The 15,263-nt window shown below is 68.0% G+C and carries 25 protein-coding genes; 3 read left to right on the top strand and 22 right to left on the bottom strand.

Going from position 1 to position 15,263, the window contains the following annotated elements; translation table 11 throughout:
• Nucleotides 1-90: 90 nt before the first annotated feature.
• The 21 genes from rplO to rpsJ all read right to left on the bottom strand — a co-directional run bounded on the left by rplO (nucleotide 91) and on the right by rpsJ (nucleotide 9,740).
• Entirely contained in the window at nucleotides 91-546 is a 456-nt protein-coding gene (gene rplO, locus ACX9I7_RS26970) for a 50S ribosomal protein L15 (protein ID WP_126914680.1), read from the bottom strand.
• A gap of 1 nt (nucleotide 547) precedes the next feature.
• Entirely contained in the window at nucleotides 548-730 is a 183-nt protein-coding gene (gene rpmD / locus ACX9I7_RS26965; protein WP_018558884.1) for a 50S ribosomal protein L30, read from the bottom strand.
• Nucleotides 730-1,332 (bottom strand): 30S ribosomal protein S5, encoded by a 603-nt coding sequence (rpsE, locus tag ACX9I7_RS26960; protein WP_126914681.1) that lies wholly within the window; start codon nucleotides 1,330-1,332, stop codon nucleotides 730-732. The genes rpmD and rpsE overlap by 1 nt, the downstream gene beginning before the upstream one ends.
• A gap of 46 nt (nucleotides 1,333-1,378) precedes the next feature.
• Nucleotides 1,379-1,762, bottom strand: coding sequence for a 50S ribosomal protein L18 (gene rplR, locus ACX9I7_RS26955; protein ID WP_126914682.1), 384 nt, complete (start codon nucleotides 1,760-1,762; stop codon nucleotides 1,379-1,381).
• A 3-nt stretch (nucleotides 1,763-1,765) separates the two neighbouring features.
• Entirely contained in the window at nucleotides 1,766-2,305 is a 540-nt protein-coding gene (rplF, locus tag ACX9I7_RS26950; protein WP_126914683.1) for a 50S ribosomal protein L6, read from the bottom strand.
• A gap of 21 nt (nucleotides 2,306-2,326) precedes the next feature.
• Nucleotides 2,327-2,725, bottom strand: a complete 399-nt coding sequence (gene rpsH / locus ACX9I7_RS26945) for a 30S ribosomal protein S8 (RefSeq protein WP_126914684.1) — start codon at nucleotides 2,723-2,725, stop codon at nucleotides 2,327-2,329.
• Nucleotides 2,726-2,935: 210 nt separating this feature from the next.
• Nucleotides 2,936-3,121, bottom strand: coding sequence for a type Z 30S ribosomal protein S14 (locus ACX9I7_RS26940; RefSeq protein WP_071964550.1), 186 nt, complete (start codon nucleotides 3,119-3,121; stop codon nucleotides 2,936-2,938).
• A gap of 5 nt (nucleotides 3,122-3,126) precedes the next feature.
• Nucleotides 3,127-3,678, bottom strand: a complete 552-nt coding sequence (gene rplE / locus ACX9I7_RS26935) for a 50S ribosomal protein L5 (protein ID WP_126914685.1) — start codon at nucleotides 3,676-3,678, stop codon at nucleotides 3,127-3,129.
• Nucleotides 3,678-3,989, bottom strand: a complete 312-nt coding sequence (gene rplX, locus ACX9I7_RS26930) for a 50S ribosomal protein L24 (protein ID WP_358625980.1) — start codon at nucleotides 3,987-3,989, stop codon at nucleotides 3,678-3,680. Before rplX ends, rplE begins: the two co-directional genes overlap by 1 nt.
• 3 nt (nucleotides 3,990-3,992) lie before the next feature.
• A complete protein-coding gene (rplN, locus tag ACX9I7_RS26925) occupies nucleotides 3,993-4,361 on the bottom strand; it encodes a 50S ribosomal protein L14 (RefSeq protein WP_099199421.1) in 369 nt (122 codons plus the stop codon).
• Nucleotides 4,362-4,479: 118 nt separating this feature from the next.
• Nucleotides 4,480-4,761 (bottom strand): 30S ribosomal protein S17, encoded by a 282-nt coding sequence (gene rpsQ, locus ACX9I7_RS26920; RefSeq protein WP_019888756.1) that lies wholly within the window; start codon nucleotides 4,759-4,761, stop codon nucleotides 4,480-4,482.
• Complete coding sequence (rpmC, locus tag ACX9I7_RS26915) at nucleotides 4,761-4,985, bottom strand: 50S ribosomal protein L29 (RefSeq protein WP_030368408.1); 225 nt, start codon at nucleotides 4,983-4,985, stop codon at nucleotides 4,761-4,763. Before rpmC ends, rpsQ begins: the two co-directional genes overlap by 1 nt.
• A complete protein-coding gene (gene rplP / locus ACX9I7_RS26910; protein WP_106677952.1) occupies nucleotides 4,985-5,404 on the bottom strand; it encodes a 50S ribosomal protein L16 in 420 nt (139 codons plus the stop codon). Before rplP ends, rpmC begins: the two co-directional genes overlap by 1 nt.
• A gap of 5 nt (nucleotides 5,405-5,409) precedes the next feature.
• On the bottom strand, nucleotides 5,410-6,231 hold the full coding sequence (gene rpsC, locus ACX9I7_RS26905) for a 30S ribosomal protein S3 (RefSeq protein ID WP_358625982.1): 822 nt from the start codon (nucleotides 6,229-6,231) through the stop codon (nucleotides 5,410-5,412).
• Nucleotides 6,231-6,578, bottom strand: a complete 348-nt coding sequence (rplV, locus tag ACX9I7_RS26900; RefSeq protein ID WP_031012097.1) for a 50S ribosomal protein L22 — start codon at nucleotides 6,576-6,578, stop codon at nucleotides 6,231-6,233. Before rplV ends, rpsC begins: the two co-directional genes overlap by 1 nt.
• 43 nt (nucleotides 6,579-6,621) lie before the next feature.
• Nucleotides 6,622-6,903: a 30S ribosomal protein S19 gene (rpsS, locus tag ACX9I7_RS26895; protein ID WP_126914687.1), complete on the bottom strand. Its 282-nt coding sequence runs from the start codon at nucleotides 6,901-6,903 to the stop codon at nucleotides 6,622-6,624.
• A gap of 12 nt (nucleotides 6,904-6,915) precedes the next feature.
• On the bottom strand, nucleotides 6,916-7,752 hold the full coding sequence (rplB, locus tag ACX9I7_RS26890; protein ID WP_004950440.1) for a 50S ribosomal protein L2: 837 nt from the start codon (nucleotides 7,750-7,752) through the stop codon (nucleotides 6,916-6,918).
• Between the two features lie 39 nt (nucleotides 7,753-7,791).
• The gene (gene rplW / locus ACX9I7_RS26885; RefSeq protein WP_058046827.1) at nucleotides 7,792-8,115 is read right to left on the bottom strand and encodes a 50S ribosomal protein L23; all 324 of its coding nucleotides are present in this window, start codon (nucleotides 8,113-8,115) and stop codon (nucleotides 7,792-7,794) included.
• On the bottom strand, nucleotides 8,115-8,765 hold the full coding sequence (gene rplD, locus ACX9I7_RS26880) for a 50S ribosomal protein L4 (RefSeq protein WP_126914688.1): 651 nt from the start codon (nucleotides 8,763-8,765) through the stop codon (nucleotides 8,115-8,117). The genes rplW and rplD overlap by 1 nt, the downstream gene beginning before the upstream one ends.
• A gap of 8 nt (nucleotides 8,766-8,773) precedes the next feature.
• Nucleotides 8,774-9,418, bottom strand: a complete 645-nt coding sequence (rplC, locus tag ACX9I7_RS26875; protein WP_058942728.1) for a 50S ribosomal protein L3 — start codon at nucleotides 9,416-9,418, stop codon at nucleotides 8,774-8,776.
• A 13-nt stretch (nucleotides 9,419-9,431) separates the two neighbouring features.
• On the bottom strand, nucleotides 9,432-9,740 hold the full coding sequence (rpsJ, locus tag ACX9I7_RS26870) for a 30S ribosomal protein S10 (RefSeq protein ID WP_003948644.1): 309 nt from the start codon (nucleotides 9,738-9,740) through the stop codon (nucleotides 9,432-9,434).
• A 595-nt stretch (nucleotides 9,741-10,335) separates the two neighbouring features.
• On the opposite strand from rpsJ, the gene ACX9I7_RS26865 reads away from it, so the two are divergent.
• From ACX9I7_RS26865 to ACX9I7_RS26855, 3 genes are all read left to right on the top strand, one after another.
• A complete protein-coding gene (locus ACX9I7_RS26865; protein ID WP_459388793.1) occupies nucleotides 10,336-12,471 on the top strand; it encodes a PIG-L family deacetylase in 2,136 nt (711 codons plus the stop codon).
• Nucleotides 12,472-12,564: 93 nt separating this feature from the next.
• Nucleotides 12,565-13,569 (top strand): ArsR/SmtB family transcription factor, encoded by a 1,005-nt coding sequence (locus ACX9I7_RS26860; RefSeq protein ID WP_459388792.1) that lies wholly within the window; start codon nucleotides 12,565-12,567, stop codon nucleotides 13,567-13,569.
• A 17-nt stretch (nucleotides 13,570-13,586) separates the two neighbouring features.
• On the top strand, nucleotides 13,587-14,447 hold the full coding sequence (locus ACX9I7_RS26855) for a metallophosphoesterase family protein (protein WP_387569088.1): 861 nt from the start codon (nucleotides 13,587-13,589) through the stop codon (nucleotides 14,445-14,447).
• Nucleotides 14,448-14,539: 92 nt separating this feature from the next.
• Here ACX9I7_RS26855 and ACX9I7_RS26850 read toward each other — a convergent pair.
• A partial coding sequence (locus ACX9I7_RS26850; protein WP_459388791.1) for an EF-Tu C-terminal domain-related protein occupies nucleotides 14,540-15,263 on the bottom strand: 724 nt, incomplete at its 5' end.

Genomic DNA, 15,263 nt, shown 5'->3' with positions numbered 1-15,263 from the left:
CACGCCACCTTACCGGCGACCATGCCCCCCTTGGAACGACCAACCGGGGATGCCCCTATTGGGACATCCCCGGTTGTCAGATCAACGAACTCAGATGAGCTCGGTGACGGTGCCGCCGGCGGCGGCGATCTTCTCCTGGGCGGAGCCGGAGACGGCGTCGACCGTCACCTGCAGCGCCACGGAGATCTCGCCCTGGCCAAGGACCTTGACGAGCTCGTTCTTGCGAACAGCGCCCTTGGCGACCAGGTCGGCCACCGTGACCTCGCCACCCTGCGGGTAGAGCGCGGCCAGCTTGTCCAGGTTCACGACCTGGAACTGCTTGTGGGCGGGGTTCTTGAAGCCCTTCAGCTTCGGGAGGCGCATGTGGAGGGGCATCTGCCCACCCTCGAAGCGCTCCGGAACCTGGTAACGGGCCTTCGTGCCCTTGGTACCGCGACCAGCCGTCTTACCCTTCGACGCCTCACCACGACCGACACGGGTCTTGGCGGTCTTGGCGCCCGGGGCGGGACGGAGGTTGTGGACCTTCAGCGGGTTCTGCTCCGCCATGTCAGTCGACCTCCTCGACCGTCACGAGGTGGCGGACGGTGTGCACCATGCCGCGGATCTCGGGGCGGTCCTCCTTGACAACCACGTCGTTCAGGCGCTTGAGCCCGAGCGAACGCAGGGTGTCGCGGTGGTTCTGCTTGCTGCCGATGTAGGACTTGACCTGCGTGACCTTGAGGCGAGCCATTACGCACCCGCCCCTGCACGCGCCCGCAGCAGAGCGGCGGGGGCGACGTCCTCGAGCGGCAGACCACGACGGGCGGCGATCTCCTCGGGACGGGACAGTCCCTTGAGGGCCTCCACCGTGGCGTGCACGATGTTGATCGGGTTCGAAGAACCGAGCGACTTCGACAGGATGTCGTGGATGCCGGCGCACTCGAGCACCGCACGCACCGGGCCACCGGCGATAACACCGGTACCGGGGGACGCGGGCTTGAGCATGACGACACCGGCCGCCTTCTCACCCTGGATCGGGTGCGGGACGGTGCCCTGGATACGGGGGACCTTGAAGAAGTTCTTCTTGGCCTCTTCCACGCCCTTGGCGATGGCAGCCGGAACTTCCTTGGCCTTGCCGTAACCGACACCGACCGTGCCGTCACCGTCGCCCACCACGACCAGCGCGGTGAAGCTGAAGCGGCGACCACCCTTGACAACCTTGGCGACGCGGTTGATCGCGACTACGCGCTCAACGTATGCGGTCTTCTCGGCGGCAGCGCCACCGTCACGGCCCTTCCGGTCCCGCCGCTCGCCGCCACCGGCACCGCTTCCGCGGCGCTGGGGTCCAGCCATTGGAATTACCTCTCTCTGTTACGTCCGCTAGCTCCGGAACCGGGGCTTAGAACTTCAGCCCGGCTTCGCGGGCGGCGTCCGCCAGAGCGGCAATGCGCCCGGCGTACTGGTTGCCACCGCGGTCGAACACGACGGCCTCGACACCGGCGGCCTTGGCACGCTCGGCCACCAGGGCGCCGACCTTCTTGGCCTGGGCGCTCTTGTCGCCCTCGCCACCGCGGATCGACGCGTCCAGGTGCGACGCCGACGCCAGGGTGTGACCCTTGATGTCGTCGATGACCTGGGCGGTGATGCCACGGTTGGAACGCGTCACGACCAGGCGCGGGCGCTCCGCCGTACCCGACAGGGTCTTGCGGATGCGGATGTGGCGGCGCAGCTTCGCAGCGCGCTTGTAGGCGTCGCCCTTGGCGATCTTCACACCGTATGCCATGGCTTACTTACCCGCCTTTCCGACCTTGCGGCGGATGACTTCGCCCTCGTACTTGACACCCTTGGCCTTGTACGGGTCGGGCTTCCGCAGCTTGCGGATCTTCGCGGCGACCTCGCCGACCTTCTGCTTGTCGATGCCCTCGACCGAGAACTTGGTCGGAGCCTCAACCTTGAAGGTGATGCCTTCGGGGGCCTCGATCAGGATCGGGTGGCTGTAGCCGAGGGAGAACTCCAGGTTGGAGCCCTTGGCGACAACGCGGTAACCGACACCGCTGATCTCGAGCTTCTTCACGTAGCCCTGGGTCACGCCGGTGATCATGTTCGCCACCAGCGTGCGGGACAGGCCGTGGAGAGCCTTGTTCTGACGCTCGTCGTTGGGACGGATCACCTGAAGGGTGCCGTCCTCGCCCTTGACGATCTCGATGGGGGCGGACAGCGAGATGTTCAGGGCGCCCTTGGGGCCCTTCACCTGCACGTCACGGCCATCGATGGTGACGTCCACACCAGCGGGAACCTGGATGGGCAGCTTGCCAATACGCGACATTAGCTATTCCTCCGTTCCCGATTACCAGACGTAGGCGAGGACTTCCCCACCCACGCCCTTCTTGCTGGCCTGCTGGCCGGTCAGGAGACCGTGGGACGTGGAGATGATCGCCACGCCCAGGCCGCCGAGGACCTTCGGCAGGTTGGTGGACTTTGCGTAGACCCGGAGGCCCGGCTTCGAGATCCGCTTGATGCCCGCGATGGAGCGCTCACGGTTCGGACCGAACTTCAGGTCGAGAACGAGGGACTTGCCAACCTCGGCGTCCTCGACCTTCCAGCCGGAGATGTAGCCCTCCTGCTGCAGGATCTCGGCGATGTGCGCCTTGATCTTGCTGTGGGGCATGGCCACGGTGTCGTGGTAAGCCGAGTTCGCGTTCCGCAGACGGGTCAGCATGTCTGCGATCGGATCGGTCATGGTCATGTTTGGCCTTCGGCCTCTCTCGCCGGGGTTTCCTATCTGCACCATCCCTCTCCCCGAACTGATGTCGGGACGGGTGCGGCGCGGGGACCTACGGCGTAGTAAGACGGTCATGGGCGGCGGGCGCCCAACCCTTCAACTCTACGGGAGTGAAGAGCTGGGCCCCACCGTCCTTGATGCTTACCGAGAGCCCTGGTCAACCCAAGTGGGTTGTTACCAGGAGCTCTTGGTCACGCCCGGCAGCTCGCCACGGTGAGCCATCTCACGAAGGCACACGCGGCAGAGGCCGAACTTGCGGTACACGGAGTGCGGGCGGCCGCAGCGGTTGCAGCGCGTGTACGCGCGAACCGCGAACTTGGGCTTGCGCGCGGCCTTCGCGATCAGAGACTTCTTCGCCATCTCGGTCACGCCTCCTTGAAGGGGAAGCCGAGGTGACGAAGGAGGGCGCGGCCCTCGTCGTCGTTGGTCGCCGTGGTCACCACGGTGATGTCCATACCCCGGACGCGGTCGATCTTGTCCTGGTCGATCTCGTGGAACATGACCTGCTCCGTGAGACCGAAGGTGTAGTTGCCCCGACCGTCGAACTGCTTCGGGGACAGACCACGGAAGTCGCGGATGCGCGGGAGCGCGAGCGACAGGGTGCGGTCCAGGAACTCCCACATGCGGTCGCCACGGAGGGTGACGTGGGCACCGATCGGCTGGCCCTCGCGCAGCTTGAACTGCGCGATGGACTTGCGAGCCTTGGTGACGGCCGGCTTCTGGCCGGTGATCGTGGTGAGGTCGCGGATGGCGCCCTCGATCAGCTTGGAGTCGCGGGCGGCGTCGCCCACACCCATGTTGACCACGATCTTGGTGAGGCCGGGAACCTGCATGACGTTCTCGTAGGAGAACTCCTCACGCAGCTTGCCCGAGATCTCCTCACGGTACTTCGTCTTGAGACGCGGAGTGGTAGCCATCAGATGTCCTCACCCGTCCGCTTGGCAACGCGGATCTTGTTGCCGTTCTCATCGAAGCGGTAGCCGACGCGCGTGACGACCTTCTTGCCGTCCTTCTCCACGACGAGCTGAACGTTGCTCACGTGGATCGGGGCCTCGGTGATCACGATGCCACCGGCCTGGTTCTGCGCGGCCTTGGTGTGCTTCTTGACCCGGTTGACACCCTCGACGAGGACGCGGTTCTCGCTGGGCATGGCCACGATGACCTTGCCCTGCTTGCCCTTGTCCTTACCGGTGATGACCTGGACCAGGTCGCCCTTCTTGATCTTCATCGGTTACAGCACCTCCGGCGCGAGCGAGACGATCTTCATGAACTTCTTCTCGCGCAGCTCTCGGCCCACGGGGCCGAAGATACGGGTGCCGCGGGGGTCACCGTCGTTCTTGAGAACGACAGCGGCGTTCTCGTCGAAACGGATGTACGAGCCATCCGGACGGCGGCGCTCCTTGACGGTGCGAACGATGACGGCCTTGACGACGTCACCCTTCTTCACGTTGCCACCGGGGATCGCGTCCTTGACGGTGGCGACGATGACGTCACCGATGCCCGCGTAGCGGCGACCCGAGCCACCGAGAACACGGATGCAAAGGATCTCCTTGGCACCAGTGTTGTCGGCGACCCGAAGTCGCGACTCCTGCTGGATCACGTCTATCTCCTGATCGTCTGCCGGTTCCCGGCGGGGGCCTCACGGTGTTCGTTCAAACAGCCGTGGGGCCCCACGCCGAGCCTGGCGGAACTTATCTGAGGGGAAACCCCCTCAGAAATTACTTGGCCTTCTCGAGGATCTCGACGACGCGCCAGCGCTTGGTCGCCGACAGCGGACGCGTCTCCATCAGGAGGACGCGGTCGCCGACGCCGGCAGCGTTCTGCTCGTCGTGCGCCTTGAGCTTGTTCGTACGGCGGATGACCTTGCCGTACAGCGCGTGCTTGACACGGTCCTCGACGGCGACGACGACGGTCTTGTCCATCTTGTCGCTGACGACGAGACCCTCACGGGTCTTGCGGAAACCGCGCTCGTTCGTCTCAGTCACATTCTTCTCGCTCATCAGGCGCTCTCCACCGTCTCGATGCCCAGCTCACGCTCGCGCATCAGGGTGTAGATCCGGGCGATGTCCTTACGGACGGACTTGAGCCGACCGTGGTTCTCGAGCTGCCCCGTCGCCGCCTGGAAGCGGAGGTTGAACAGCTCTTCCTTGGCCTCACGGAGCTTCGCGACGAGGTCCTCGTCGTTGAGCTCGCGCAGCTCGGTCGCCTTGATACCAGCGGCCATCACGACTCACCTGCCTCGCGCCGAACAATGCGGCACTTCATCGGAAGCTTGTGGGCGGCGCGGGTCAGCGCCTCACGAGCGACCTTTTCGTTCGGGAAGGACAGCTCGAACATCACCCGACCGGGCTTGACGTTCGCGATCCACCACTCCGGAGAACCCTTACCGGAACCCATGCGGGTCTCGGCCGGCTTCTTCGTCAGCGGACGGTCCGGGTAGATGTTGATCCAGACCTTGCCGCCACGCTTGATGTGACGGGTCATGGCGATACGAGCGGACTCGATCTGCCGGTTCGTCACGTAGGCCGGGGTCAGGGCCTGAATGCCGTACTCACCGAAGGCGAGCTCGGTGCCACCCTTGGCCATGCCGTTCCGCTTGGGGTGGTGCTGCTTGCGGTGCTTGACCCTGCGAGGGATCAGCATGTCGGTCAGGCCTCCGTTCCGGTGGACTCAGCCGGAGCAGCGGCGACCTCGGCCTTGGGGGCCTCGGTGCTCTGCTGCGGCTTGCGGCCGCGGCCGCCACGCTCGCCACCACGGCCACCACGGGCCGGGCGGTCGCCGGCGCCACCACGCGACGGGCGGTTGCCCGCACGAGCGGCAGCGTTCTCGGCGCGGACCTCGGCGATGTTCTTGACGTCGCCCTTGTAGATCCAGACCTTCACGCCGATGCGGCCGAAGGTGGTCTTGGCCTCGAAGAAGCCGTAGTCGACGTTCGCGCGGAGCGTGTGCAGGGGCACACGGCCCTCGCGGTAGAACTCCGAGCGGGACATCTCGGCGCCGCCGAGACGGCCACCGCACTGGATCTTGATGCCCTTGGCGCCGGCCTTCATCGTCGACTGCATGCTCTTGCGCATGGCGCGACGGAAGGAGACGCGGGAGGACAGCTGCTCGGCGACGGCCTGGGCCACCAGCTGAGCGTCCACCTCGGGGTTCTTGACCTCGAGGATGTTCAGCTGAACCTGCTTGCCGGTCAGCTTCTCCAGCTCGCCACGGATGCGGTCGGCCTCGGCGCCGCGGCGGCCGATGACGATGCCCGGGCGGGCGGTGTGGATGTCAACGCGGACGCGGTCGCGGGTGCGCTCGATCTCAACCTTCGAGATACCGGCGCGCTCCATGCCCTTCGTCATCATGCGACGAATGGCGACGTCTTCCTTGACGTAGTCCTTGTACAGCTTGTCGGCGTACCAACGGGACTTGAAGTCCGTGGTGATGCCGAGCCGGAACCCGTGCGGGTTAACCTTCTGGCCCATTACCGGGTTCCTTCCTTGCTGCTGACGACCACGGTGATGTGGCTGGTCCGCTTGCGGATCCGGTAGGCACGGCCCTGGGCACGCGGACGGAACCGCTTCAGGGTCGGGCCCTCGTCCACGAACGCCTCGCTGATGTACAGCGACGAAGCGTCCGTGTGGTCGTAGTTGTGCGCGGCGTTGGCAATGGCGCTGTCCAGCACCTTGCCCACCGGCACGCTCGCGGCCTGCGGGGCGAAACGCAGGACCGCCTGAGCCTCCGTGGCATCCATGCCACGGATGAGGTCCACCACGCGGCGGGCCTTCATGGGCGTGACGCGGATGTACCGCGCCTGGGCCCTGGCTTCCATGGTTGTCCCTTCGGTGTCAGTCATAGTCGTTCACACCCCGCCTTTAGCGGCGCTTCGACTTGCGGTCGTCCTTGACGTGGCCGCGGAAGGTGCGGGTCGGCGAGAACTCGCCGAGCTTGTGGCCGACCATCGACTCGGTGACGAACACCGGGACGTGCGTCTTGCCGTTGTGCACCGCGAGCGTGTGGCCGAGCATGGCCGGCACGATCATGGAGCGACGGGACCAGGTCTTGATGACGTTCTTGGTACCGGCTTCGTTCTGTACGTCCACCTTCTTCATGAGGTGGCCGTCGACGAAGGGTCCCTTCTTGAGACTACGCGGCATCTAAACCCGCTCCTAGCGCTTCTTGTTCGTCTTGCGGCGGCGGACGATGTACTTGTTGCTCGCCTTCTTGGGAGAACGAGTACGACCCTCCTTCTGACCCCACGGGGAGACCGGGTGGCGACCACCGGAGGTCTTACCCTCACCACCACCGTGCGGGTGGTCGACCGGGTTCATCGCGACACCGCGGACGGTCGGGCGAACGCCCTTCCAGCGCATGCGGCCGGCCTTGCCCCAGTTGATGTTCGACTGCTCGGCGTTGCCGACCTCGCCGACAGTGGCGCGGCAGCGGACGTCGACCAGGCGGATCTCACCGGACGGCATACGAAGGTGGGCCATGGTGCCCTCCTTCGCCAGCAGCTGCACGGAGGAACCGGCGGAGCGGGCGATCTTCGCACCGCCACCGGGACGCAGCTCGATGGCGTGGATGGTCGTACCGACCGGGATGTTGCGCAGCGGCAGGTTGTTGCCCGGCTTGATGTCGGCCCCGGGGCCGTTCTCGATCCGGTCACCCTGGCCGAGGCCGCGGGGAGCGATGATGTAGCGCTTCTCGCCGTCCACGTAGTGGAGCAGCGCGATGCGCGCGGTGCGGTTCGGGTCGTACTCGATGTGAGCGACCTTGGCCGGCACGCCGTCCTTGTCGTGACGACGGAAGTCGATCACACGGTAGGCGCGCTTGTGGCCACCGCCCTGGTGGCGAACGGTCACACGACCGGCGTTGTTACGGCCGCCCTTGCTGTGCAGCGGGCGGACCAGCGACTTCTCCGGCGTGGACCGCGTGATCTCGACAAAGTCGGCGACGCTGGAGCCACGACGGCCCGGGGTCGTCGGCTTGTACTTGCGGATACCCATTTCTCAGTCCTCGTCCGATTCCGGACGACTCGGACTCCGTTAGGAGACCGGGCCGCCGAAGATGTCGATACGGTCGCCCTCGGCGAGGGTCACGATGGCGCGCTTGGTGTTGGCGCGCTTGCCGAAACCGGTCTTGGTGCGCTTGCGCTTACCCTGACGGTTGATCGTGTTGACCCCGGTGACCTTGACCGAGAAGACCGCCTCGACGGCCTGCTTGATCTGGGTCTTGTTGGCGCGCGGGTCGACGATGAACGTGTACTTGTTCTCGTCCAGCAGCGCGTAGCTCTTCTCGGAGACAACCGGCTTGACCAGGAGGTCGCGCGGGTCCGAGAACGTCTTGCTGGTGACGACGGCCTCAGTCATCAGGCCTCGCTCCCTTCGGTCTCAACGGCCTTGGGGCCAGACACGAAGGACTCGAAGGCGGCCTGGGTGAAGACCACGTCGTCGGAGACGAGCACGTCGTACGTGTTCAGCTGGCCCGGCTCCAGGATGTGAACCTGGGGCAGGTTGCGGGCGGACAGCCACGCGGCCTCGTCGGAGCGCTCGGCGACCAGGAGCAGGTTCTTGCGCTCCGAGACCTTGCCGAACAGGACCTTGGCGGCCTTGGTGGAGGCAGTGCCCTCGACCACGCCGGAGACGACGTGGATGCGGGAGTGGCGCGCCCGGTCGGAGAGGGCGCCACGCAGGGCGGCGGCCTTCATCTTCTTGGGGGTGCGCTGCGAGTAGTCGCGCGGCACGGGACCGTGCACGACGCCACCACCGGCGAACTGCGGCGCGCGGGTCGAACCCTGACGGGCGCGACCGGTGCCCTTCTGGCGGTAAGGCTTCTTGCCACCACCACGGACCTCGCCGCGAGTCTTGGTCTTGTGCGTGCCCTGACGGGCAGCGGCCAGCTGCGCGACGACGACCTGGTGGATCAGCGGGACGCTGACCTTGGCGTCGAAGATCTCCGCGGGGAGCTCGACGGTCCCGGCCTTGTCGCCCGCCGGCGAAAGGATGTCAATGGTGCTCATCGGTTACCTCAGGCCCCCTTGGCCGCGGTACGGACCAGGACGAGGCCGCCGTTCGGACCAGGAACCGCGCCCTTGATGAGGAGCAGGCCCTTCTCCGCGTCAACGGCGTGGACGGTCAGGTTCTGGGTGGTGACCCGCTCGTTGCCCATGCGGCCCGCCATACGGAGGCCCTTGAACACGCGGCCCGGGGTGGCGCAGCCACCGATCGAACCGGGGGAGCGGTGCTTGCGCTGGGTGCCGTGACCGGCGCCGAGGCCCTTGAAGTTGTGACGCTTCATGACACCGGCGAAGCCCTTGCCCTTGCTCTTGCCGGTGACGTCAACCTTGACGCCCGACTCGAACACGGCAGCGGTGATCTCCTGGCCGAGCGTGTACTCGCTGGCGTCAGCGGTACGCAGCTCCACCAGGTGGCGGCGCGGGGTGACGTCGGCCTTGGCGAAGTGACCCTTGAGGGGCTTGTTCACCTTGCGCGGGTCGATCTCGCCGAAGGCGATCTGGACCGACTCGTAGCCGTCGATGTCGTTGGTGCGGACCTGGGTAACGACGCAGGGCCCGGCCTTGACGACGGTCACCGGGACGACACGGTTGTTCTCGTCCCAGACCTGGGTCATGCCGAGCTTCTCGCCCAGGACGCCCTTAATGTTCTTAGCCATCTCGCGCGTCACCTCAGAGCTTGATCTCGATGTCGACGCCCGCCGGCAGGTCGAGACGCATCAGCGAGTCAACCGTCTTCGGCGTGGGGTCGAGAATGTCGATGAGGCGCTTGTGCGTGCGCATCTCGAAGTGCTCGCGCGAGTCCTTGTACTTGTGCGGCGACTTGATGACGCAGTACACGTTCTTCTCAGTGGGCAGCGGCACCGGGCCCGCGACCGACGCACCAGTGCGGGTCACCGTCTCGACGATCTTCTTCGCCGAGGAGTCGATGACCTCGTGGTCGTAGGCCTTGAGCCGGATGCGGATCTTCTGTCCCGCCATGGCTACTCAGTAGTCCTGTCTCTCGTAACGCTCTGGGACTCGGTCGGCTGCCTCCGGAGGCCTTCCGGACGCTGCCCTTCCTCACTCCACCTCCGACCCACGCGGTCGGGCGTGTCGCGCCCCTTCCAGCAAAATCCCCAAAGGGGATTCCCTGCTCAAGGGGTTTGTGGGGGAAGAACACCCACCGAGCGCCTGGTCGGTACCCCGCTGACACTTCCCGGAAGATTCCCGTACTTCCGCCCCTCATAAGGGACGACGAGTACTGCGGGACTCGCTTCCAGTCCTCCCGGCGGGAGGCGCGCAGCATCGGCACTCAACCGAGCAACCTGAACAGTGTGCCATACGGTCGCGAAGAGGCGCCAATCGAAGCTGAAGACCGTACCCCGAGCGGCGCACTTGTCAAACCACCCCGCCGACATACGGGACACTATGGTCGCGAAACGCCCGGGCCGTCGCCGAGCGGGCCCGGTGTCGCCCGGCGGGATGCTTTGTCGGGCCCCGGGCAACCTCCCGGGAGTCCCGGTCGTCCCCTATCACGTATCACGCCGGGGTACGGCCGGGACGGCGCGCTGGACGACGGGACGGAGTCATCTAGTTGAACAGCTCACAGCGCAAGGGGCTCACACGGCGGTCCGTACTCACCGGTATCGCCGTGGCCACGGCGGCCGCCGCCACCGGTTGCAGCACCGGCGGCGCCGGATCCAGCCGGGTCGCCCCCTCCCTCGACGCCCTCCAGTCCACGGGCTCCGGCGGCGCCGGATCGTTCAGCGGCGGCGGGGACGCGCTGCTCCTCCAGGTCATGGCCCACCCCGACGACGACCTGTACTTCATGAACCCCGACGCCCGGCACATGGTCGAGGCGGGCGCCCCCGTGGTCTCCGTCTACGTGACCGCCGGCGAGTCCGTGGGGCAGAACTGGATCGAGGGCATGCCCAAGCGCGGGCCCGACAAGGCGGCCTACTCCTCGGCCCGCCACCAGGGCCTGCGCCAGGCCTACGCCGAGCTCCTGGGCCGGGACAAATTCACTCCTTGGAAGAAGTCCGTCATGGACCTTCCGGGTGGTTGCCGAGCCGAGGTCAACGAGCTCGGCGAGGGCCGCCGCACGGTCCGGCTGATCTTCCTCAACATCGCCATGTTCTCCGCCGGCGAGACCCGGCTCCCCCTGCTGTGGGACCGGCCGTACGCGGTGATGCAGACCCTGGTGGCCACCGGCTCCCCCTGCGGCTCCGTCTCCACCTACCACCACCAGACCCTGGTGGACGCGCTGGTGGCGATCATGGAGAAGTACCGGCCCACCGTCGTCCACACCATGGACCCCGACCCCGACTACCAGGTCCACGACGCCACCCACCCCAAGGACAACGACTACGGGGCGTGCTCGGACCACCGCGACCACACCCCCACCGCGCTCTTCACCTGGAAGGCGCTGGGCCAGTGGGTCTCCCGGCACACCCGGCGCGAGGGCCACCCGCCGCGCTTCACCACCCTCGCCTTCCGCGGCTACTACAACCAGCGCTGGCCCTACAATCTCCCGTCCGAGATCGTGGACGAGAAGTACCGCCTCGTCGCCGCCTACGGCGGCGACCCCGGCTGGGCCTGCCGGAACCAGGGCGGCTGCGGCGACTACGGCCAGGGCGGCGAGCGCCCCCTGCAGAACCGCAAGGGCTGGATCCGCTCCACCCACTACCGCTACCCGGGCCCCACCGCCGTCGCCGACAGCGACCGCTCGGGCCGCCTGGAGGCGTACGGCGTCCTCGGCCTCCAGGCCGTGCGCTGGCAGGAGACCTCCCCCGGCAGCGGCCGCTGGGGCGCCCCCGTCGGCCTCGGCGGCGGCCCGCTGGCGCCCGCCGTCGCCTCGGTCAAGGACGCTAAGGGACACCGGCTGCTGTTCGCCCTGCGCTTCTCCTCCCTGGAGGGCCAGGGCCGGGGCAACAGCCGCGAGATCACCGTCCTGGAGCAGCACAGCCCCGGCGGCGCCTTCAAAGCCTGGAAGAGCCTCGGCAACCCCGAGCACAAGGCCGAGCGCGGCCGCCGCGTCGGCGTGCCCGCCGCCGTCGCCACCCCGGACGGCCGGGTCCACCTCTTCGTCCGCAACGCCGGCAAGGGCCTCTCCAGCCGGGTGCGCGAGCCCGACGGCAGCTGGGGCACGTGGCGGAGCCTCCACGGCCAGGAGATCCAGGAGGGCCTCTCCGCCGCCCTCGACGGGCAGGGCCGCGTCCACGTCTTCGGCATCGGCCGGGACACCGTCCACCACTGGAGCCAGGACGCCCCCGGCAAGCCCGTCCGCGTGATGCCGCTGCACGGCCTGCCCGGCCCCGGCGGCAACCAGATGGGCGCCGCCATCGGCGCGGACGGCGGGCTGACCGTCGTCTACCGCACCCCCACCGCCGCCGAGCCCGTCGGCTACAGCCTGGGCCGGGACGGCAACGGCGCCGACCGCACCGGCGGCTCCGGGCTGCGCTCCTTCACCGGCTACGGCCCGCTCGCCGCCTGCACCCTCCCCCGCCGGGGCGGCCGGGACTCCCTGATGGTGCTGGGCCGCGCCCTGAGCGGCGAGATACAGCTCGCGGACGCCGAGGCCGGCGACGGACCCGTCCGCGCGCCCCGGGGCATCACCGCCGTGGGCGCCTCCGGGCTCGTCACCGACTCCGGCCACCGGGTGTGCGCCGTGGGCCTCGGCCCCGACGCCACCCCCTGGGTCTGGCGCCCGGCCCCCGGCTCGGGCGTCTGACCCCTCCCGTACGCGTGGCCGAGGAGACCGCCCTCACGGGTCTCCCGGGCCCCGCTCACGTTCAACCGGCGCGAGAAGGGGCAGAGGCAAGGGGTGCGCATTCACTTCACCGGGGTCGACCTTGGCCGCGTACGCCTGGACGCCGAGCCCGACCTGCTGTGGGAGACGCTGCTGGCCGCCCACATGCTCCAGACGGGCCAGGGCCCCCTGATCTTCGACGGCTGGCGCGAGCAGGTCCGGGGCAGGCTCAGCGATCCGATGCGGCGCGTCCTCGCCCTGGCCCCGCCCCGCGGCTACTCCCCCGACTTCCTCACCCCGCCCGAGGCCACCGAGGGCCTCGCCACCGGCCTCGACGCCATGCTCTCCCTGCCCCGCACGACACTCCGCCGCGATCTGGAGCTGCTCGCCCCCGACCGCCGCGACCTCCCCTTCGTCCGCCACCTCGCCGAGGGCCGGACCGAGGCCCTCAAGGCCCTGGGCCAGGGCCTCACGGCCTTCCACGACACGGCCGTGCGACCGTATCTGACCAAGGTGCGGGAGCACATCGCCGCCGACCGGGCCACCCGCTCCCAGTCCCTCCTGCGCAGCGGAGTCGAACAACTGCTCTCCACCATCCATCCGCAGGTGCGCTGGAGCCCACCGGTACTGGAGGTACTCGTACCGGGCACGGGCGAGGACGTCCATCTCGAAGGGCGCGGGCTTCGGCTCGTGCCCTCCTTCTTTTGCTGGCGCGCCCCCACCGTGCTCCGCGATCCGGAGCTGCCGCCCGTGCTCGTCTACCCGATCGTCCACGACCCCGCCTGGCTCGCCGACCTCCGGGGCGGGCGGCGCGAGGGCGCCGAGCCACCGCTGGCCGCCCTGCTGGGCCACACCCGGGCCGAGGTGCTGGAGGCCACCGCGCGCGGCTGCACCACCAGCGAGCTGGCCCGCCGGGTGGGGATCGCCATGGCCACCGCCAGCCACCACGCCACCGTGCTGCGCGAATCCGGGCTGATCACCACCCACCGCACGGGCGGCAGGGCCTACCACACCCTCAGCGTCCTGGGCCGGGACCTGCTCAACGGCAACCGCCTCGTCCTCCCCGGTGCCGGGAGGTAGCCGCCTACCGTAGATCCATGCAGCAGCCAATAACGCCCCACGCGGGTCGCCGGCTCCTCGCCGTCAGCGACCTGCACACCGGCATGGCCGACAACGTGGCCATCGCCGAGTCACTGCGCCCCACCACCGACGAGGACTGGCTGATCGTGGCCGGTGACGTCGCCGAACGCTTCGACGACGTCGAACGCACCCTCAAGCTCCTGGCCCGCAACTTCCCCAAGGTCATCTGGTCCCCCGGCAACCACGAGCTGTGGACGCCGACGGGCGACCCGGTCGAGCTGCGCGGTGAGGCCCGTTACGCGCGCCTGGTCGAGCTCTGCCGGAGCCTGGGCATCACCACGCCCGAGGACCCCTGGGCCGTCTGGGAGGGCGAGGGCGGCCCGGTGGCGGTGGCTCCGTTGTTCACGCTCTACGACTACACCTTCCGCACGCCCACGGCCGCCACCAAGGAGGAGTCCCTGGCCCAGGCCCATGAGGCGGGCATCGTGTGCACGGACGAGTACCTGCTGCACCCCGAGCCCCACCGGGGCATCGACGACTGGTGCCGGGCCCGGGTCGCGGCCACCGAGGCCCGGCTGGCCGCCCACGACCCGGAGCTGCCGCTGGTGCTGGTCAACCACTGGCCGCTGGACCGCCGGCCCACGGACGTCCTCACCTATCCCGAGTTCGCCCAGTGGTGCGGCACGGAGCTCACGGCCGGCTGGCACACCCGCTTCAACGTCGCCGCGGTGGTCTACGGCCACCTCCACATCCCCCGGACCACCTGGTACGAGGGGGTGCGCTTCGAGGAGGTCTCCATCGGCTACCCCCGCGAATGGCGGCGCCGGGGCCACCCCAAGGGCCTGCTGCGGCAGATCCTGCCGTACCCGGCCGCCTGAGAACGACCCTTGAGCATGCAAGAGGGCCCGCACACCTCGCGGTGTGCGGGCCCTCTCGTCGACCGTCAGGTCAGACCGTCAAGCAAGCGGACTTACTTGTTGATCTTGGTGACCTGGCCGGCGCCGACGGTGCGGCCGCCCTCACGGATGGTGAAGCGCAGGCCCTCCTCCATGGCGACGGGCTGGATCAGGGACACGGTCATCTCGGCGTTGTCGCCGGGCATGACCATCTCCGTGCCCTCCTTGAGGGTCACAACACCGGTCACGTCAGTCGTACGGAAGTAGAACTGCGGACGGTAGTTGTTGAAGAACGGGGTGTGACGGCCACCCTCGTCCTTCGACAGGATGTAGGCCGTGGCCTCGAACTCGGTGTGCGGGGTGACCGAACCCGGCTTGATGATGCACTGGCCGCGCTCGACGTCCTCGCGCTTGATGCCACGGAGGAGCAGACCGACGTTCTCACCGGCCTGGCCCTCGTCGAGCAGCTTGCGGAACATCTCGATGCCGGTGACCGTGGTGGTGGTCTTCTCGGTCTTGATGCCGATGATGTCGACGGTCTCGTTGACCTTGAGGACACCACGCTCGATACGACCGGTGACGACGGTGCCACGACCGGTGATCGTGAAGACGTCCTCGATCGGCATCAGGAACGGCTTGTCGACGTCACGCTCGGGCTGCGGGATGTTCTCGTCGACGGCGGCCATCAGGCCGAGGAGCTTCTCGCCCCACTCCTTGTCGCCCTCCAGCGCCTTCAGCGCGGAGACGCGGACGACCGGAGCGTCGTCGCCGTTGAACTCGTACTCGTTGAGGAGCTCA

Source organism: Streptomyces sp. L500 (assembly GCF_054551825.1).
Note: the sequence above shows the minus strand (reverse complement) of the source record. Positions and strands in the feature narration are given on the sequence as shown.